At 58.0% G+C, this 17,495-nt stretch carries 17 protein-coding genes and 2 pseudogenes; 7 read left to right on the top strand and 12 right to left on the bottom strand.

Annotation, left to right across the window (positions count from 1 at the left end):
• The first annotated feature begins 11 nt into the window (after positions 1 to 11).
• The 3 genes from QD409_RS28935 (at position 12) to QD409_RS28925 (ending at position 1,870) form a co-directional block, all read left to right on the top strand.
• The gene (locus tag QD409_RS28935) at positions 12 to 707 is read left to right on the top strand and encodes a hypothetical protein (protein WP_430764322.1); all 696 of its coding nucleotides are present in this window, start codon (positions 12 to 14) and stop codon (positions 705 to 707) included.
• The gene (locus QD409_RS28930) at positions 704 to 1,177 is read left to right on the top strand and encodes a DUF4189 domain-containing protein (protein ID WP_430764346.1); all 474 of its coding nucleotides are present in this window, start codon (positions 704 to 706) and stop codon (positions 1,175 to 1,177) included. The genes QD409_RS28935 and QD409_RS28930 overlap by 4 nt, the downstream gene beginning before the upstream one ends.
• A 210-nt stretch (positions 1,178 to 1,387) precedes the next feature.
• Positions 1,388 to 1,870 carry an invasion associated locus B family protein gene (locus QD409_RS28925; protein ID WP_430764321.1) on the top strand — a complete coding sequence of 161 codons (483 nt, stop codon included), beginning with the start codon at positions 1,388 to 1,390 and terminating at the stop codon, positions 1,868 to 1,870.
• Here QD409_RS28925 and QD409_RS28920 read toward each other — a convergent pair.
• The 6 genes and pseudogenes from QD409_RS28920 to QD409_RS28895 form a co-directional block, all read right to left on the bottom strand.
• Positions 1,871 to 2,008 (bottom strand): annotated as a pseudogene (locus QD409_RS28920) (IS6 family transposase); the annotation flags it as partial.
• A gap of 160 nt (positions 2,009 to 2,168) precedes the next feature.
• Complete coding sequence (locus QD409_RS28915; RefSeq protein ID WP_430764320.1) at positions 2,169 to 3,254, bottom strand: quaternary amine ABC transporter ATP-binding protein; 1,086 nt, start codon at positions 3,252 to 3,254, stop codon at positions 2,169 to 2,171.
• Entirely contained in the window at positions 3,247 to 4,134 is an 888-nt protein-coding gene (locus QD409_RS28910) for an ABC transporter permease (protein WP_430764319.1), read from the bottom strand. Before QD409_RS28910 ends, QD409_RS28915 begins: the two co-directional genes overlap by 8 nt.
• Before the next feature lie 96 nt (positions 4,135 to 4,230).
• A complete protein-coding gene (locus QD409_RS28905; protein ID WP_430764318.1) occupies positions 4,231 to 5,232 on the bottom strand; it encodes an ABC transporter substrate-binding protein in 1,002 nt (333 codons plus the stop codon).
• 71 nt (positions 5,233 to 5,303) lie between these two features.
• Positions 5,304 to 6,098 carry a pyrroline-5-carboxylate reductase family protein gene (locus QD409_RS28900; RefSeq protein WP_430764317.1) on the bottom strand — a complete coding sequence of 265 codons (795 nt, stop codon included), beginning with the start codon at positions 6,096 to 6,098 and terminating at the stop codon, positions 5,304 to 5,306.
• Positions 6,099 to 6,111: 13 nt separating this feature from the next.
• Entirely contained in the window at positions 6,112 to 6,741 is a 630-nt protein-coding gene (locus QD409_RS28895) for a TetR/AcrR family transcriptional regulator (protein WP_430764316.1), read from the bottom strand.
• A gap of 146 nt (positions 6,742 to 6,887) precedes the next feature.
• On the opposite strand from QD409_RS28895, the gene QD409_RS28890 reads away from it, so the two are divergent.
• From QD409_RS28890 to gfa, 3 genes are all read left to right on the top strand, one after another.
• Entirely contained in the window at positions 6,888 to 8,924 is a 2,037-nt protein-coding gene (locus QD409_RS28890; RefSeq protein WP_430764315.1) for an NAD(P)-binding protein, read from the top strand.
• A 47-nt stretch (positions 8,925 to 8,971) separates the two neighbouring features.
• A complete protein-coding gene (locus QD409_RS28885; RefSeq protein ID WP_430764314.1) occupies positions 8,972 to 9,589 on the top strand; it encodes a dimethylsulfoniopropionate lyase in 618 nt (205 codons plus the stop codon).
• Positions 9,590 to 9,898: 309 nt separating this feature from the next.
• Complete coding sequence (gene gfa, locus QD409_RS28880; RefSeq protein WP_092849209.1) at positions 9,899 to 10,471, top strand: S-(hydroxymethyl)glutathione synthase; 573 nt, start codon at positions 9,899 to 9,901, stop codon at positions 10,469 to 10,471.
• A 94-nt stretch (positions 10,472 to 10,565) separates the two neighbouring features.
• On the opposite strand, the gene QD409_RS28875 is transcribed toward gfa, so the two are convergent.
• From QD409_RS28875 to QD409_RS28865, 3 genes are read right to left on the bottom strand one after another with little or no spacing between them, the layout of a single operon-like run.
• Positions 10,566 to 11,846, bottom strand: a complete 1,281-nt coding sequence (locus QD409_RS28875) for a M24 family metallopeptidase (protein WP_092849212.1) — start codon at positions 11,844 to 11,846, stop codon at positions 10,566 to 10,568.
• 48 nt (positions 11,847 to 11,894) lie between these two features.
• Positions 11,895 to 12,983, bottom strand: coding sequence for a hybrid-cluster NAD(P)-dependent oxidoreductase (locus tag QD409_RS28870; protein ID WP_092849215.1), 1,089 nt, complete (start codon positions 12,981 to 12,983; stop codon positions 11,895 to 11,897).
• Entirely contained in the window at positions 12,973 to 14,226 is a 1,254-nt protein-coding gene (locus tag QD409_RS28865; RefSeq protein WP_092849222.1) for an aromatic ring-hydroxylating oxygenase subunit alpha, read from the bottom strand. Before QD409_RS28865 ends, QD409_RS28870 begins: the two co-directional genes overlap by 11 nt.
• A gap of 107 nt (positions 14,227 to 14,333) precedes the next feature.
• Here QD409_RS28865 and QD409_RS28860 point away from each other — a divergent pair, with 107 nt between their 5' ends.
• Complete coding sequence (locus QD409_RS28860; protein WP_092849233.1) at positions 14,334 to 15,221, top strand: LysR substrate-binding domain-containing protein; 888 nt, start codon at positions 14,334 to 14,336, stop codon at positions 15,219 to 15,221.
• An 87-nt stretch (positions 15,222 to 15,308) separates the two neighbouring features.
• Here the strand turns inward: QD409_RS28860 and QD409_RS28855 are convergent, their stop codons facing one another.
• From QD409_RS28855 to QD409_RS28845, 3 genes and pseudogenes are all read right to left on the bottom strand, one after another.
• A complete protein-coding gene (locus QD409_RS28855; protein WP_430764313.1) occupies positions 15,309 to 16,295 on the bottom strand; it encodes a GlxA family transcriptional regulator in 987 nt (328 codons plus the stop codon).
• Positions 16,296 to 16,321: 26 nt separating this feature from the next.
• On the bottom strand, positions 16,322 to 17,320 hold the full coding sequence (locus tag QD409_RS28850) for a 4-hydroxyproline epimerase (protein ID WP_092849242.1): 999 nt from the start codon (positions 17,318 to 17,320) through the stop codon (positions 16,322 to 16,324).
• A gap of 16 nt (positions 17,321 to 17,336) precedes the next feature.
• A pseudogene (locus QD409_RS28845) lies at positions 17,337 to 17,495 on the bottom strand (ABC transporter permease); the annotation flags it as partial.

Below are 17,495 nucleotides of genomic sequence, written 5' to 3'. Positions count from 1 at the left end.
ACGGATTTTCAATGACCCAGCAATCAATCCACGAGCGCATCATGTCCCGGAACAGAAACGACGCCGCAATTCAGAACTTGGTCGACGATCAAGCGAAGCCGCAGCGGAAATGGCGGAAGGCGACCTTTCTCTCGCTGCTTGCAATTGCAATCGCGGGCGCTGCGGGCTACGCCGTTGCCAGATACGATTTGATCGGCAACCTGCTGCCGCAACCGGCTGTCGCCGCGGCGAACGATGCAAATCCTGCACTGCCAGACACGCCGTTTCTGCAGCATGCCAAACAGGCCGGCCTGCAATCCTGTTCGACCGTCTTCCCGGTTCTTGGGCAGTTGCTGACAAATGGCACTCAATACAATGTCCAATCGATCTGGAACAACGAGGCGGCCGACAAGCATGCGGTGCAGGCGCTTGTCGGTATGAACTATGCCACGCAGGGCTACAGCGGTCCGGCCGCCGGCATCGTATTCGCCGCGCCGATCGCATCCGGCTGCGAAGGTGCAATGGTTCGCGTGGCACCGTTTACAGGCTCCTGCCCGGAAGTTTCGGCCAAGTTTCCGAACGGGAGCAAGCTCGTCAACAATCTCGGGCAGATCGGTGTCTACGAACTCGGCAATGACGGGGGGGATGCCATGCTTCTGCCGAGTGGAAACGGTTGCGTCGTCATTTCCGTCGCTTCGGCAGCAAGAAAACAAGGGGGCTCAAAATGAGATTGAGATATGTCGTTGCGGCGATCGGCATGCTGTTTGTCTCTACCGGTCAATTGGGGGCAGCTGATCTTTTTACGGCAGAGCAACCGCCGGCCCCGCCGCCGGAGGAACGAGGCATATGGGCGGCCATCGCTTATTCCGCGCCCGATGAAAAATACGGTTTCTTCTGGGGCGCAGACAAACGGCAGGAAGCCATGGATATCGCGCTCAAGCATTGTGAGCGGGATAAGGGTAGCAACTGCGTCGTAGTCAGCATATTCCGCAATCATCGACACTGGGATGACGACGACAAGACCGGCTTTCCATATGATCATTGCGGTGTCCTTGCCATCGGCAAAGAAAAACGCAATCCAGTCACGCCGTGGAGCGCAAATTCGGCACCGACACGCCGCGAAGCTGAAGATCTTGCGCTTAAGGCGTGCGAGCGCTCGGGCTCTCGCTGCACCGTCCGGGAGTGGGTGTGTACGTGACCTATCCTGGCCATGAGCACGGAAGTTCGCGAGGACAGCGGTCATCACCCACTTTTAGCCCTTCGTCTCAGCTTCTTGCGGAACCGACCTTGGAAGGTCGCATTTCAAATTGAGAGATCTTATCCCTTGTCAATTTCGACATTCATTTCATATCGGACAATCGACCGTGTATCGAGTGCGTTACTCGCCTTTGTGTGCTCGAGCTTCGCTATGATGCCTGCTCCCGCAGCTTTTGCCCAGTCGATTCTGCCAAACGGCGCATCAAGCTTACAGGAGACCTATCAAGACTGGCGGGTTGCGTGCAGTCAACGCGACAAGGCGGCCGTATGTGCCATTTCCCAAGATCAAACCCAGCAAAATGGTCAGAGGCTGCTTGCCGTCGAGATCCAGAAACGTCCTGATGGCGGCGCGCTCGCATCGCTACTGCTGCCGTTCGGAATTCTCCTCGACTCAGGCGTCACGCCAAATATCGATGATCAGCCGCCTTTGAAGTCAGTCCGGTTTCGCACCTGTTTGCCTAACGGCTGCATCGCCTTGCTTCCGTTCGATGCCGCGACACTTGGCAAATTACGAACCGGCTCGCGCTTGAATCTCAAAGTTATTGCCGATGATGGCAACGCACTTGGCTTCCAGGTGTCGCTACAAGGCCTTTCCGCCGCTGTCGATCGCGTCGCCGCCTTGGGCGTCCATTAAGACGACGATGCCGCGCTCGAGCGGCGGCACTTCGACTTCGCGCAGGCTCAAATTGAACCTGAAATAGAACCAGACGGCACGCGCTACGATCTCGATTGGAAACCGATGGTTCCTGTAAGTCAGGGCTGTCTTGCTCACGCTGCCAACTATCGCAGCAGCGTTGATGACAAATCAATGTGACAGCACCCAGGCCTGTCTCCTTGGCCTCATCGACGCATAACGACGGGCTGTCTCCGAGTTCGTCGCGCAGACGCATTCGCTAATGCATGTTCGATTTCGAACGCTTGTCTTGCTTCCGTCATCCATAATGCATTGTGACGACGCTGTTGTCGTCTCTGGCCGACGAAACGGGCGCATTGACCATCGCAGTCGCAAGCCGGCGGAAGTTGACGATCCCGACGGGTTGGCCCGTGGGAGATATGACCGCTGCATCCCCATCGGGAGCGGAGGCGAGCATGCGAACGGCATCTTCGATCGTAGAGCCGGCTGCGATCGTCGTCTGAGGCAATGGCCCACCGGCATGCCAGGGCTCCATGATGGCCTCGACCTGTACGACGCGCCCTCTGTTCACCTCCTTGACGAAGTTTGCGATGTAGTCGTCGGCAGGCCGCAGGACGATGTCCTGGCTCGTTCCCTGCTGGATGACCTCGCCATCGCGCAGGATCGCGATCTGGTCTCCCAAACGCAGCGCTTCGTCGAGATCGTGCGTGATGAACACGATCGTCTTTTTGATTTCCTTCTGGATGTCGAGGAGAACGGACTGCATGTCCATTCGGATGAGAGGGTCCAGCGCAGAATAGGCCTCGTCCATGAGCAGAACAGGGGCGTCATTGGAAAGGGCGCGTGCCAGCCCGACACGTTGCTGCATGCCGCCCGAAAGCTGATTGGGGTAGTGTTGTTCGAACCCCTTCAAGCCCACGCGCTCCAGCCATCTCATGGCGACTTCAACGGCCTTGCCGCGCTGCATGCCTTGGACCTCGACGCCGAATACGGTGTTGTCGAGTACGTTGCGATGGGGAAGAAGCGCAAACTTCTGGAACACCATCGCCGTCTGATGCCGGCGGAAGCTGCGAAGTTCGGTATTGTTCATCTTCACGACATCGACGCCGTCGACAAGAACCTCTCCGGCTGTCGGATCTATCAGCCGGTTAATATGTCGAATGAGTGTCGACTTGCCCGAGCCCGAGAGCCCCATGATGACCTGAATGCAGCCGGACGGGATCTCGATGTTGATGTCCCTCAATCCAAGCACATGTCCGTGAACCCGATTGAGCTCGACTTTAGTCATGCCCTTTTTAACCGTCTCGACATAGGCGGCAGGATTTGGGCCGAAGATTTTGTAGAGGTTGCGGATTTTGATGCCGCCAAACTTTTGATCAGCCATGGACGGTCTCCCGATGCTTCTGGAGCCTCTTGCCATAGGCCTGGCTTACCCGGTCGAAGATGATGGCAATGCCGACAATGGCAAGGCCGTTGAAGATTCCCAGCGTGAAATATTGGTTTGCAATGGCCTTGAGTACGGGCTGGCCAAGTCCTTGAACGCCGATCATCGACGCAACGACGACCATCGCCAGGGCCATCATGATCGTTTGATTGATGCCGGCCATGATCGTCGGCAAGGCAAGCGGCAATTGGACCTTGAAGAGCTTCTGCGCATGCGATGTTCCGAAGGCATCGGCCGCCTCCAGAACATCTCTGTCCACAAGGCGGATACCCAGATCGGTCAATCGGATCATCGGAGGTATCGCATAGATGACGACGGCAATGAGGCCAGGCACCTTTCCGATCCCGAGCAGCATGACGACGGGAATGAGATAGACGAAGCTCGGCATGGTCTGCATGACGTCGAGGATCGGGTTGATGATGCGCTGGATCCGGTCCGAACGGGACATGACGATGCCGATCGGCAGGCCGATGGCGATCGACAGCACGGTACAGACGAAGATCATGGAGACTGTGCGCATCGTGTCATCCCACATATCGAAATAGCCGATCAGCAGCAGGGTCACGAGACAGCCGAGCACGATCTTGAGACTGCGGCTTGCGAGCCATGCTATGATCATGATCAGCAGGATGATGATGGGCCAGGGCGTCTGCGTCATGAAACGCTCCGACGCAATCAGGAAATGCTGGAGCGGAGCAAACAAGCTCTCGATCTGATCGCCATAGGCGCGGGTAAAGGCACGAAATCCGTCGTCGATGGCCTTTTTGAGGTTCCGAAGCGCGTCGTCATTCATGTGCGGAAATTTGTAAAACCAGTCCATTCGGTTCCCCTTTTCTTGAAAGAAGCCGTGCCAGTCTTTTTGATTTTTCGGCAGGCGGTCTGCGGTGCGCTCAAGGCGCACCGCAGATGAGCAACATCAAAGAGCCGCTTCGATCTTCTTGGCGGCATCCGGAGAAACCCACTTCGTCCAGATGTCCTTGTTTTCCTTCAGGAAGTGTTTGGCACCATCTTCGCCGCTTGCCTGGTTGTCCGTCATCCAGGCCATCAGCTTGTTGACGGTGCCGTTGTCCCAGGCACGCTTCTTGAGATAATCCATGACTTCCGGACTGACCTTCTGGGAGAAGGTCTTGGCAACAAGCGTGACGACATGGTCGGTCGGCCAGGCATTTGGCTTCGGATCGGGGCAATCCGCCACGGTGTTGCAGCGCTTCCACTCCGCCGCATCGCTCGACACGCCCGCCTCGAGCTTCACCATCTGGTACTTACCAAGCAAGGCCGTTGGCGCCCAGTAGTAGCCGACCCAGCCTGCTTTGCGTTCATATGCTTTTGCAATCGAACCATCGAGACCGGCGGCAGAGCCGGTATCGACGAGCGTGAAGCCCGCCTTTTCCGCATTAAAAGCCTTGTAGAGCTGCGACGTCACGACTGTGCCGCCCCAGCCCTGAGGGCCGTTGTAGACGGCACCCTTCTTCGAGTCTTCTGGATCTGGAAATAGTTCGGGATGTTTCAGCATATCCGGAATAGTCTTGATGTCCGGATGCGCGTCAGCAACGTATTTCGGGATCCACCATCCCTGCACGCCTCCGTCCGGAAGAGAGGTACCGGCGATGACGAGACGGCCTTCGTCTGTGCCCTTTTTCACGACATCTGGCAGCAGGTCGATCCAGGCTTCCGGCGCGATATCAGGCTGGCCCTTCTCAGCCATGGAGGTGATCGTAGGGACGGTGTCACCGACAGTGATTTCCGCGTCGCATCCATAGCCGGTGTTCAGAATGATCTTGTCGAGGTTGGAGAGCACTTCCGCGCTTTGCCAGTTCATGCTTGCGATCGTGACGCTGCCGCATTCGGCAGCGTTCGCAAGGGAGGCTCCGCCCACCAGCCCAAACATCATGCAGGTCGATGCCAATAGCTTTTTCATTTTCGTTCCCTTTGTTTAGCGGCCTATCTTTTTGGGGGAGCGGGCCGCCGCAAAACCCGCTCAAACGCTAATCAGGGAGCCTTTCCCATGCTCACCGATTTAATGAACGCCGCAGAAAGCCCCTTGTGCACTGCGGCATCGAATCCAGACGCGTGCATTTCATTGATCGCCGCCGCCGTCGTGCCGCGATAATCGAGAAACGTGCGAACAATATCGCCAGGACACTCCTGACGTCGCTCCAGCAGGCGGCCAGCGCCGATCAACACCGTGGAGACGGCACGCTCAGCAACGTCGCGGGTAAGTCCATGATCGACCGCATGGTCCATCATGGCGGCGGCGAGCAGAGCAGGAAAGGCCGGCCCCGAACCCGTAAGGCCCGTCAGATAGTCGATGTCATGCTCGCTTGCGACTTCATCCTGAACCCCGCAGGCGTTGAAAATTTGACGTATGACCGCACGATCCGGCTCAAGCACATGGTTTGAGGCGATCCATGGCGTATAGGAGCAAGAGACTTCCGCCGCCGCATTCGGAAGCGCGCGAACGACCCGCTCGGTCTGGTGTTGAGCGCTCAATGCCGCAAGGCGAATTCCGGCCATGACGGAAACGACGAGCTTGCCAGACGCATCGATCGACACGGCCGGCCAGTCCTGCGGTCGGACGGAGAGAATAATCACGTCCGCTCGATCGGCGAGCTCCTGGTTGTCTGTCGTCCAGAATGAGTCCGGAAAGCGCCCACTTCGTTCTCGTCGGTAAGACAGCGACAGGTTTTTGGGTGCGATGATGCCAGCCTCGAGGATTGAGGTGGCGATTGCTCCGCCGAGCCATCCGGCTCCACCGACTATGCCAATCCTCAGCGAACCGCTCATGCCATCACTCCCACTAGTCCGGCTTGTATCCATGCCTTGCGTAAAAGCGATCAAGTTCGCGCTGCTGCGGAGCTTGGCCGGTGTAGATCGCGATGTATTCCGGGATGCGCTTCATGCGCAGCGCAATGTTTTCCTTCGACTGCATCGAGATGTAGCCGATCTGAACCAGATAGGTCGTGCGCGCCCGGACATCGGCGGTGATTTCCGAGTTGCCGAAGCGCATGAACATTCGGGCAAGCGTCTCTAGGCGCACCTTGTCGGCGTCTTGAACTTCGTTGAGGATCTCTGCCGATTGAAGAGCCCAGCTTCGAATTGCGAACTCGAATTTGCTGTCGAACAGTTTTTCGTCGAGCCAGCAGTCGAAAACGTTAAACATCGCCTCTGCCAGGGTCTCGGCATATGCTTCCGATTGCTTGACGATGCCGCCCGTATTCTTGTCACGCCAGCGCGCAACCAGTCCCGCCAGCAACTCCTCCCGGTCCTTGAAAAACCAATAGAAGCTGGTGCGGGACAGATTGAGCTTCTTTGCGAGCGGAAGAATCTTCACCGAATCCACGCCGGATTCCAGGAGGGATTCATAGGCTGCCTCGAGCCACCCTTCCTGCGATCCACGCCAGCCGCTGTCATTCAGTGTTTGGTCCATATGCCATCTCCTAGCAAATTCCCGGGGTCCGCACAACAAAAATGTACACACATGTCATGAAGGTTGACTTTGCTGTTTTCTGGATTGACACAAGTGTACATTATGCATAGCGTCATGGTCTGCATACCTAATCTGGAGCCCGGCACATGTCGAACGATCCTCTCCTTCAGCCTTTTCAACTCAAGCATCTGACGCTGCGAAACCGCATCATCGTCACCTCCCATGAGCCGGCCTATCCGGAAGATGGAATGCCGAAGGAGCGGTATCGGGCCTACACAGTGGAGAGAGCGAAAGGCGGTGTGGCGCTGACGATGACGGCGGGATCGGCCGCTGTCTCGCGCGATAGTCCGCCTGTCTTCAACAATCTGCTCGCCTACAAGGACGAGATCGTCCCATGGATTCGGGAGATGACGGACGCCGTCCACGAGCAGGGCGCGGCGATCATGATCCAGCTCACCCATCTCGGGCGCCGCACGCGTTGGGACAAGGGCGATTGGCTCCCGGTCGTGGCCCCATCGCACCAGCGGGAAGCGGCGCACCGCGCATTTCCGAAGAAACTCGAAGATTGGGATATCGAGCGCATCATCAAGGATTTCGCCGACGCTGCCGAGCGCATGAAGGCCGGCGGCATGGATGGCGTGGAACTGGAGGCCTATGGCCATCTGATCGATCAGTTCGCCTCGCCGCTCACCAACGAACTCGACGGTCCCTACGGCGGCTCGCTCGAGAACCGCATGCGCTTCTGTCTGGATGTTTTCAGGGCGATACGAAAACGAGTGGGCGACGACTTCATCCTGGGCGTTCGCTATACAGCCGACGAGCGCCTTCCCGGCGGAACCGATAAGGCCGACGGCATAGCGATTTCGAAATTGCTCAAGGAAAGCGGTCTCATTGACTATCTGAACGTCATCCGTGGACACATCGACACGGACCCAGGCTTGACGGACGTCATTCCAATTCAGGGCATGGCGAACTCACCGCATCTCGATTTCGCGGGCGAAATCCGCGCGGCGACGAACTTCCCGACATTCCACGCCGCCAAGATCCCGGACGTCGCCACCGCTCGCCACGCCATAGCCGCCGGCAAGGTCGACATGGTTGGAATGACCCGCGCGCATATGACGGATCCGCATATCGTGCGGAAGATCATGGAAAAGCGCGAGGACGACATTCGGCCATGCGTTGGCGCAAATTACTGTCTTGACCGCATCTATCAGGGCGGCTTGGCGTTCTGTATCCACAATGCCGCTACCGGCCGAGAGCAGACCATGCCTCACGTGGTCGCAAAGGCAGAGACCCGCAGGAAGATTGTCGTCGTCGGCGCCGGGCCGGCTGGCCTTGAAGCAGCCCGCGTTGCGGCCGAGCGCGGCCATGATGTCGTGGTCTTTGAGGCGGCCAACAATCCGGGCGGCCAGATCCGATTGACCGCGCAGAGCGAACGTCGGCGAGAGATGATCAGCATCATCGACTGGCGCATGAGCCAGTGCGAAAAGCGCGGCGTGACCTTTCACTTCAACACCTGGGCTGATGCCGAGACGGTGATCGCTCAGAGTCCGGACGTCGTTATCATCGCGACCGGCGGCCTACCGCACACCGACGTGCTGTCGAAGGGCAATGAGCTGGTCGTTTCCTCCTGGGATATCATCTCCGGCGATGTAAAACCCGGCACAAACGTTCTCATCTTTGACGATGCCGGCGACCATGCAGGCCTGCAGGCGGCCGAGTTTATTGCCAAAGCCGGCGCAAAAGTCGAAATCATGACGCCTGACCGATCATTCGCGCCGGAAGTCATGGCGATGAACCTCGTGCCGTATATGCGTTCGTTGCAGAAGCTCGATGCCACCTTCACGGTGACGTTCCGGCTGGAATCGGCCGAAAAGCAGGGCAATCAGATCATCGCCAATGTCGGCAGCGACTATGGCGGGGTCGCCAAGCAGCGTGTCGTCGACCAGATCGTCGTGAACCATGGCACCATTCCGCTCGACGAACTCTATTTCGAATTGAAGCCTCAATCGAGGAACCTGGGAGAAACCTCGTACGATCAGCTTTTGGCGGGCGAGCCTCAATCGGTCACGCGCAATGCCGAGGGCAAGTTCCAGCTGTTCAGGATTGGAGACGCCGTGGCGGCCCGCAATACGCATGCCGCGATCTACGACGGCCTTCGGATCGCAAAAGACCTCTGACACCCGAAGGCCAATTGCCCACCGCCCGGATCATGGGGGATCAGCAGATGGCAGAACGCAACGGTCAGCTACAGCTCTTTGTCGATGCGGCATTCGCCGCATTCGACCATTGCGCAAGCGATGCCGAGGCTCGCCGGTCGGTCCTGCAGATATTCTCAAGGCTTCAGACACCTGGGGAACAGAGGCAAGGCGAGGCAGGCCAGCTCCCCGCTTGTTTGCACTTGTCAACGGCACTTGCAATCGAAACCGGCTCCGATCAGCTGCGGCAAATGATAACCCGATTTCAGGCCATGGAACCGCGATTGAGATGGCGACGCCGCGAGGAATCATCCGGCACGTCGAGCGGGAACTTCGAAGAAGGCCATGCCAACGCAATGATCATCGGCCCGGGCGGACTGGAGGAGCGCTCCGATGTCTGGATTGGCGTCACCCTCATGGCACCGGGAGTACGCTATCCCGATCATGATCATGCACCGGAGGAAGTCTATCTGGTTTTGTCGGAAGGCGAATTCCAACATGGGACTTCCCAATGGTTCAGCCCCGGCGTTGGCGGATCCTTCTATAATCCGCCCGGCATCAAACATGCCATGCGATCCGTAGACACACCGCTTTTTGCGTTCTGGGCGCTTCTGGCCGATCGGACGCCTATGGAAAGGAAATTCTGATCGACGTAAGAGCAGCCGTAGCGGTGGAAGCCGGCAGGCTGCTTGGATACGGCGTTGGAGCATTCCGAGTATCCGCTAGCGCGCATAGGGCGCCGGCGGCAGCAAGCGCCGTTCGCGGTCGTTGAGTGGCAAAGGCAGTAAGCGAAAATGCCCGGTTCTGTGGTAGCTTTGGGATGTACTAGGCTCTCCGAATGTTCCCGAAGTTTTCCGCGGGAGGACGACCTTTATGGGCGTGCCGAAGGGTCTGCAGAATGAGTGCAGCTTGGCCGGGACATTCTGCTCCGGCCCGGAAGGGAAGGAGAAAGAACCATGAGTACTGTGACGATCCATCCGACGGTGGATTCCGGGTATCGGGCGACGGATGCCTCCTTTGCAGGAGGTACGCTCGTGTGCAATTGCACGACCAACGCCGTGAAGGTGAAAGTGAAGGGCGACATCGCCCATAATCACGCATGCGGATGCACGAAGTGCTGGAAGCCTGAAGGAGCAGTCTTCTCGGTCGTCGCCGTCGCGCCGTCGAGCGAGATCGAGGTTATCGAAAACGGCAACAAGCTTGCTGTTGTGGATCCCTCCGCGCTCATCCAGCGCCATGCATGCAAGGAGTGCGGCGTCCATATGTACGGGCCCGTCGAGCGTGAACATCCATTCCAGGGGCTGTCATTCATTCATCCCGAGCGCTTCCAGGAAAGGGGCTGGGCAGCGCCCGGCTTTGCAGCCTTCGTGTCTTCGATCATTGAAAGCGGCTATGAACCATCGAAGATGGAGGGCGTCCGTTCGCGGCTGAAAGAGCTCGGTCTCGAACCCTACGATTGCCTGTCTCCCGCCCTGATGGACTATATGGCCACCTGGACGGCGAAGAAAAACGGGGTGCTCGCAGCCTAAACGGCTCGTGGGAGTGCTTGCTCGGCACTCCCACATTCCATCCGATCCGAAAGGTGGAGCGGAACCAAAATACTGCCCTCAACTCAAGGCCGCGTCAGATTTCTTCCCACGGGAATGTATCAAGTCTCTCCGCGCCCGTCGCCGTAATCAGGACTTGCGTTTCAAGCTTGATGCTCTCGGATCCATCCTCCGCAATCAGGCTTTCGACGTTCACAACCATGTTCTCCTCAATGACGCCACTGCAATTGCGGTCGAAGTCGGGATGGAGGAAAATGCCGGGCCATTCGTCTGCCATGCCCGTGCCATGGAGCGCCAGGGTATACCGGTATGGCTGGTATTTTTCCGGAATACGCCACGAAAGCTCATTGAATTCTGCGAAGCTAATTCCGGGTCGCAAAACCGCCAGATTGTGTTCGATCTGGTCTCTGGCGGCCGAATAGAGCTCTCTTTGTTTGGTGTTCATGGCGACGTGGCCACACGTCCAGGATCGTGAAAGATCTGCGCAATAGCCATAAGGACCGATCATGTCGGTATCGAAGGATATCATATCGCCACGCTTGATGATGTAGTCCGAACATTCCTGATACCAGGGGTTCGTGCGCGGGCCAGCCGTCAGCAGTTTTGTTTCAAGCCATTCGCCGCCGCTACGCGCATTTTCGAAGTGGAGTTCCGCCCAGATTTCCCTCTCGGTCCGACCCGGCTCGGAAACCTCGTACATTCGCGCCATGCCGGCTTCGCACACGCGGATGGTCCATCGCATGAGGTCGATCTCGTCAGCGCTCTTGATAGAGCGAGCCCGCTCAGCCAGTTCCTGGCCGTCGAGCAGTGTCAGGCCTTGCTCTTTCAGGGCGAAGGCGCCGGCAGGCTCAAGCCTGTCGACCGCAATACGAAGGTTCGTACCCTGCGTACAGATAATATCGCAGATTTCGTCGGCCCATTCCTTGAGGCGATCCTCGACAAGATTGCCCGCTGTGAAGAAGAGCCAGGATTTTGCCGATCGTATCTCATCAATGCCGGGAAGCCCCTCATTGACATGTTCGGCGCCCTCGAATTCGAAGAGAATTGCCGAACCATCGGCCAGGATGAGCGCATATCGCGACGGATTATGCATCGTCCAGACGCTCATGTTGGATGAATCGAAGGCATAGCGGATGTTAACGGGGTCATAGAGCAGCAATGCGCCACAGTCCCAATCTCTCATCTTCAGACGCAGGCGCTCCAGGCGATAGCGGCGAGCACGATGAAGCGTCGCATCCGGGATCGGACTGATGAGCGGACGATCCGCACCTTCAGGATTGAGATATGCTTGCTTGCGCTCGTCTTTGAAAACTGGCGAACTCGCCTGTTCTGATGACGAGACATTGCCTTGCAGCATGCGCCTGGATCCTTGTTATCTGATAACTGGTGCTGCGTAATGCGATGCCTACCGATCTACGACCAGATCGCTAAGGGGCTTTGAACAACAGGGCAGGAAAAGCCCGGCATCGATTTCTCGCTGCCTTATTCCGCCATTATGATTCATCTCGACCGAGCCTGAGAGCAATTTGGATTTGCATGTTCCACAGACGCCGTTTGCGCAGGAGGACGGCAGCCGTACGCCGGATTTCTTGGCGGTCGACAGGACCGTCTGCTCGCTTGAAACAGCAATCTTGCGAGCCTGCTTTACGAACTCGACCTCGAAGACCTCGTTACTCGGCGTCTCCTCCGCGGCAGTCTCCGCCTCGTCGATCACCGCTGCATCGAAACTCTCCTCGACATAATTGGAGGGCGGGACACCAAGGGCTGATGATATCGAGCGTGCCGCGGCCATGAAGGGCGCCGGGCCGCAGCACATCACAATTCTGTCGGCGATATCGGGCACGGCGAGCTTGATGAATTCCGGCGAGATACGCCCGGTAAGCCCTGGCCAGGATGGCTCACCACTGACGCCTTCCGGCAGGAAGTGCAACCTCAATCCCTTCATTTTCGAGGCCAGCCATGCGAGCTCTTGCCGGAAAATGAGATCGAGCGGTGTGCGCGCCGCATGGACAAAGGCGATGTCTGACGGCTCGCAGCTATCAGCCAGGTCGCGCACGATCGACATGACCGGCGTTATGCCGGATCCACCGGAGAGAAGAAGGAGTTTTCGCGCACTATCGCGTGGGCGAATGAAGTGCCCGAGAGGACCTTGCGCTTTTAATCTCATCCCAACGGCAAGGTTATCGTGGAGCCAGTTCGACGCTCTGCCGCTTGCGACCCTCTTGACGGTAACCGTGAAGGCGTTGGGTCGATGCGGTGACGACGAAATACTGTAGCAGCGCGGTTCGACAGCATCGCCGACAGGGACATCGAACAGAAAATACTGGCCGCTTTCGAAGCCGAAGCGCTTGCCTTCGCAGGATGCGAAGGTGAAGCTGCGCACATCATGGGTTTCCTGGTGGATGTCGATACAGACGAGCGCGTCGTCGTGCTCGCTATCCCAACTGCCAGGGGTGGCCGAAATGCTTTGTTTCTGCATGACGTCAGTAGCCATGGGCGCGCATCCGATCAATGTACCAGGTCGCGAACTTATCGAGGTTGGTCTCCGAAAAGCGCGAATAGGGACCCGGCCGATAGGCGGGATCAAGGGCACCGGCATGGGAGCGTGCGACCAGGTTGGCATCCTGGTCCGTGGTCGCGATCCAGACATCCGTCAGCTTGTCGAGATCATAGTCGACGCCTTCGACGGCGTCCTTGTGGACGAGCCATTTGGTTCTGACCAAAGTCTTGCCGGCGGACAGGGGGATGACGGTCGCCACCACGGCGTGATCGCCCATGAAATGGTTCCAGCTATTGTGCCCCCATAGATGGGTGTCGCCGAGATCCTTGCGGGTCATATGCCCGAGCAGCTTCGATGATGCCGCCGTCGCGTCGTGTGTCTGGGATTCACCGGCGCCGGCGATGATCAGACGCTGGGTTCTGAAGTTGGTCGCGCAGTCCGCAAGCTGTTCGACGGCGGCAGAAGGATAGCCATCTGCCTCCCAGGCCGTCGTTTTCTGTTCATAGAGCCGGAAATGCTCTTCGGCCTGGGCGCGATCATCGGGGCTCAGCGTTTCGGGATCGAAGCCGAAATCGAGATCGACGAACGACACGCAAAGCTCGGGATGGTTTGCCGAGCAATGATAGCATTCACGATTGTTTTCCATCGTGAGCTTCCAGTTGCCGTCTTCGATGACATCGGTCTGATGGGCGACTTTGGCATTCCTGATATCGTAGGGTGCCAGCCGCTCCACCATGGTCTTTTCCAGGACATCGATATCTTCGGGGGGATTGTCGGAAAGACAGATGTAGATGAGGCCACCAATCGATTTGAATGCGACGGGTTTGAGGCCGTGACAATCCTTGTCGAACTCCTTGCCCATGTGCGGCGCATAGCTCAATTCGCCCGTCAATTCGTAGGTCCAGGTGTGATAGGGACAGACGAGCTTCGAGATGATCGTCTTGCCTGCATCGAGGAGACGGGAGCCGCGATGGCGACAGACATTGTGTAGAACACGGATCTCATTGTCGTCATCACGCAGGAGGATCAGGCTCGTGTTGCCAATGTCGATGACCGTGGCGTCACCAGGCTCCGGCACGTCGCAGTCGAGCCCGACACAAATCCAGTGCCTATGGAAGAACACGTCCATATCCGCGTCGAAGACGTCTTCGCGCGTATAGAGGCCTGCCGGCAGGGAATGTCCGTCCGCGCGGGCGTCAAGGAGTGCCGAAATTGACGAAGGAAGTCTGTTTAGCATGAGCGCCTCTTATGCGTTGATATCTGCAGCGTGCGCTTGCTCCGCAGTGCTTTCAACGGCATTAATTCTCAAGTTGACATAACCTAGACTTATGGATGGAGGGGCGCATGCGGTTTCGGAGACGTCTGCCGTCATTGACCGGACTGCTGATGCTGGAGGCGGTCCTCAGACGAAAGAGCTTTACGGCTGCGGCCGGAGAACTGGGTGTCACACAGGCGGCGGTCAGCCGGCAGATCGCCCTGCTCGAGGATGAGCTTGGCCAACCAATGTTCCTGCGTAAACATCGCGCCATTGAGCCGACCGCCGCCTGTCTCACGCTGGGTTTGTCATTGGCGCAGAGTTTCGCCAATATTGTGGATACGATCGAGGCGATCAAAGCATCGTCCCAGGCCGTGGTCACCATCGGAGCGACTGTCGCTTTTTCCTCGTTCTGGCTGCTTCCGCGCCTGGCCGATTTTCGCGACCGCAACCCGGGCATTCAAATCAGGGTCATCTCGCAGGACGCAAAGATCGACCTCGACAGCGGTGAGGTTGATATCGCGATCCGATATGGCTCGCCTCCATTCGGTGATGGAACGGTCATAGCGTCGCGCGGGGACGTCATCATGCCGGTCTGTTCGCCGGAGTATTTTCGAAGACGAGCAGCCGGGCCCTTGTCGGCAAAGGACGATTTCATCGAGACGGATGCGGCGGATCGATCCTGGCTGTCCTGGACGCAGTGGCTTGCCAAATCGAGCGCGACATTTGAAGCACGGCCCTCGCTTCGCTTCAATCATTACACGGAAACGATCTTCGCCGCGCGGGCAGGGCAAGGCGTGGCGCTCGGCTGGGGAGCGCTCATCCAGACATTCCTGGAGGATGGAACGCTCGTGCCATGCGACGATTCAAAACTGATGGATGAAGGCCGCTACAACGTCTTGCTGCCGCTGAAGGCAAGACGAACGATCGCCAGCGACCAGGCGGCAGCCTGGTTGACCGCAGCGCTCCACGGCTGATCTCAATCGTTTGGTCTCCCATCGGAGGGGCAAATGCAATGGTTTGGAAATTCGTGGGCGTTGCCGCGCTAGGTCTGGACGAACGCTTCAGGCATGTGCGCGGCGCAGCTCCGTCGGTGATTGGCCATAGAGCCTGCGAAAGAGCCTTGCAAAATGGGAAGCGCTGTCAAAGCCGACCTCGAGCGCAATTTCGATGAGCGGCGCCTGTGTCTGGAGAACCAACTGCTTGGCGCGTTCCATGCGAATGCGTGTGTAGACGGCTCCAGGCGACGTTTTCATTTCCTCCGTGAACAAGCGTTCGAGCTGTCGCCTTGACAACCCGACGGATGCCGCAAGATCTTCGGTCGGTATGACATCTTCGATATGGCTCTCCATGGTGATCAGGACCGCCTTCAGGCGCGGATCCTGACATTGGATGGCAAGCGGCTTGCGCGGCTGTATGTCTAGCCCAGATCGGGCTCGCTCGATTTGCAGGACTTCCAGCGCGTTTCGTTCAGCGTCCTTGCTGATATGCCGTCTGACGAGAAAGGCAGCCATATCGGCAGAGCTGCTGCCGCCAGCGCATGATCCGCGGTTCCGATCGAGATTGAACAGGCGGTCGGAGCGAACCGGGTTGTCCGGAAACTGCTCCCGATAGGCCTGATAGTGAAGCCAGCTGACGCAGGTTTGGTGTGTCTTCATTAGACCGAGACGCGCTAAAATGAATGTGCCGGTGCAAACCCCGATCAGCGGGATTTTTTGAGCTGCAGCTCTCTTCAGATAGTCCGAGGTTTGACTGTCGATCGTGACGTCGGAGTTCAAAAGCCCGCCCACCACCACAATGTAGTGGAACTCGCGCGGGTCGATAAAATCCGATGTCGGTGCGACCTGGACACCGCAGCTGGATGTGATGAGATGCCGTGTGCTCCCCAGCACATGCCAATCGGCCAGCACTCTGCCGGATTTGTCGGCCTCGTCGCTCGCCAATCTCAGCGTATCGATAAACAACGCGAAGGCGGAAAGAGTAAATGATCGTGCGAGTACAAACCCGACTTTTAAGGGACTGTGTTTAACTTCATCTTTGACGGATTTCATGCATCGCCTCGTGTGATCAAGCCCTTCTACTTGATCTGGAAACCATACGCCAAGGGATCGTGATCGTCGACGAAGATCGTGTTGTGGCCGATGATCCGGGCCCAGCCTCCAACGCTGGGCTTTATGCCCTTGAAGTCTCCGATTTTCACTTCGGCCTCGATGCGGCCCTCGAATATGGTGCCGATCAAGCTCTCCTGCCGAAAGCTGTCGCCAACCCTCAGGCGACCCTTGCCATGCAACTGCGCCAATCGTGCCGAAGTTCCAGTGCCGCCGGGGGAGCGGTCGATCGCCTTGTCGCCATAAAAAACGGCGCCTCGACCATCGGCGTTGTCACTCGTCGGGGCGTCGCACCATAAGACATGGTGAACTCCGCGAATCCGCTGGTTTTCCGGATGAACCGGATCGCAAATCGGTGCGAGGGCATCCCGCAGCTTCCTGCTGATGTCGACGATGTCATCGCTCGACATGCCATCCAAGCCGGGCCAGTTTCCCTGCGGTTCGACGACCGCATAATAATTTCCGCCATAGGAGACATCGATCGTCAGGAGGCCGAGTCCTGGCACATCCACCTCGACATCCGCCGCATGCAGATAGCTTGCGACATTGAACATGCGGACGGCTTCGACAAACTCACCAGGCTTGTCATAGTCGATGTCGACGCGGCCCGCCGGTGTCTCGATCGAGAGTTTTCCGGGAATGCGCGGTGTGACGAGGCCTTCCTCGATCGCCGCCGTCACCAGCCCGATCGTCCCGGCTCCGCACATGGGCAGACATCCGCTGACTTCGATGAAGAGAACCGCAAAGTCGCAGTCGTCACGAAAGGCGGGATAGATGATTGCCCCGGACATGATGTCGTGGCCGCGCGGCTCGAACATCAATGCTTGCCGGATCCAGTCATGATCGCGCACAAAAATTTCACGACGTTCGGCGATCGGAAGGTGTGGAAGCAAAGGTCCGCCACCGGCAACCAGCCTTACCGGATTGCCGCAGGTATGGGAGTCGATGCAGAAAAAGCTGTGACGCATTCGATGGTCTTTCCGCTCAGGCATTCATGTCCGAAGACCGCGACCGTCCTTGCAGGACGCCCTTCGACAGCCGATCGAGCAGGATCGCGATGGCAACGATGGCGAGCCCGGCGCGCAGGCCGAGCCCCATTTCCATCCGGGTCAGGCCCCGGGTTACCTCGGCTCCCAGCCCGCC

Source organism: Rhizobium sp. BR 315, from assembly GCF_050577975.1.
In the GTDB taxonomy this organism is placed as follows: domain Bacteria; phylum Pseudomonadota; class Alphaproteobacteria; order Rhizobiales; family Rhizobiaceae; genus Rhizobium; species Rhizobium miluonense.
Note: the sequence above shows the minus strand (reverse complement) of the source record. Positions and strands in the feature narration are given on the sequence as shown.

Bases quoted from the DNA above. Each gene is read 5' to 3' on its own strand.
- QD409_RS28865 (WP_092849222.1), bottom strand. From the start codon at position 14,226: ATGCTAAACAGACTTCCTTCGTCAATTTCGGCACTCCTTGACGCCCGC.
- QD409_RS28915 (WP_430764320.1), bottom strand. From the start codon at position 3,254: ATGGCTGATCAAAAGTTTGGCGGCATCAAAATCCGCAACCTCTACAAA.
- QD409_RS28935 (WP_430764322.1), top strand. From the start codon at position 12: ATGACCCAGCAATCAATCCACGAGCGCATCATGTCCCGGAACAGAAAC.
- QD409_RS28925 (WP_430764321.1), top strand. From the start codon at position 1,388: ATGATGCCTGCTCCCGCAGCTTTTGCCCAGTCGATTCTGCCAAACGGC.
- gfa (WP_092849209.1), top strand. From the start codon at position 9,899: ATGAGTACTGTGACGATCCATCCGACGGTGGATTCCGGGTATCGGGCG.
- QD409_RS28930 (WP_430764346.1), top strand. From the start codon at position 704: ATGAGATTGAGATATGTCGTTGCGGCGATCGGCATGCTGTTTGTCTCT.
- QD409_RS28850 (WP_092849242.1), bottom strand. From the start codon at position 17,320: ATGCGTCACAGCTTTTTCTGCATCGACTCCCATACCTGCGGCAATCCG.
- QD409_RS28900 (WP_430764317.1), bottom strand. From the start codon at position 6,098: ATGAGCGGTTCGCTGAGGATTGGCATAGTCGGTGGAGCCGGATGGCTC.
- QD409_RS28910 (WP_430764319.1), bottom strand. From the start codon at position 4,134: ATGGACTGGTTTTACAAATTTCCGCACATGAATGACGACGCGCTTCGG.
- QD409_RS28860 (WP_092849233.1), top strand. From the start codon at position 14,334: ATGCGGTTTCGGAGACGTCTGCCGTCATTGACCGGACTGCTGATGCTG.
- QD409_RS28870 (WP_092849215.1), bottom strand. From the start codon at position 12,983: ATGGCTACTGACGTCATGCAGAAACAAAGCATTTCGGCCACCCCTGGC.
- QD409_RS28885 (WP_430764314.1), top strand. From the start codon at position 8,972: ATGGCAGAACGCAACGGTCAGCTACAGCTCTTTGTCGATGCGGCATTC.
- QD409_RS28905 (WP_430764318.1), bottom strand. From the start codon at position 5,232: ATGAAAAAGCTATTGGCATCGACCTGCATGATGTTTGGGCTGGTGGGC.
- QD409_RS28875 (WP_092849212.1), bottom strand. From the start codon at position 11,846: ATGCTGCAAGGCAATGTCTCGTCATCAGAACAGGCGAGTTCGCCAGTT.
- QD409_RS28895 (WP_430764316.1), bottom strand. From the start codon at position 6,741: ATGGACCAAACACTGAATGACAGCGGCTGGCGTGGATCGCAGGAAGGG.
- QD409_RS28890 (WP_430764315.1), top strand. From the start codon at position 6,888: ATGTCGAACGATCCTCTCCTTCAGCCTTTTCAACTCAAGCATCTGACG.
- QD409_RS28855 (WP_430764313.1), bottom strand. From the start codon at position 16,295: ATGAAATCCGTCAAAGATGAAGTTAAACACAGTCCCTTAAAAGTCGGG.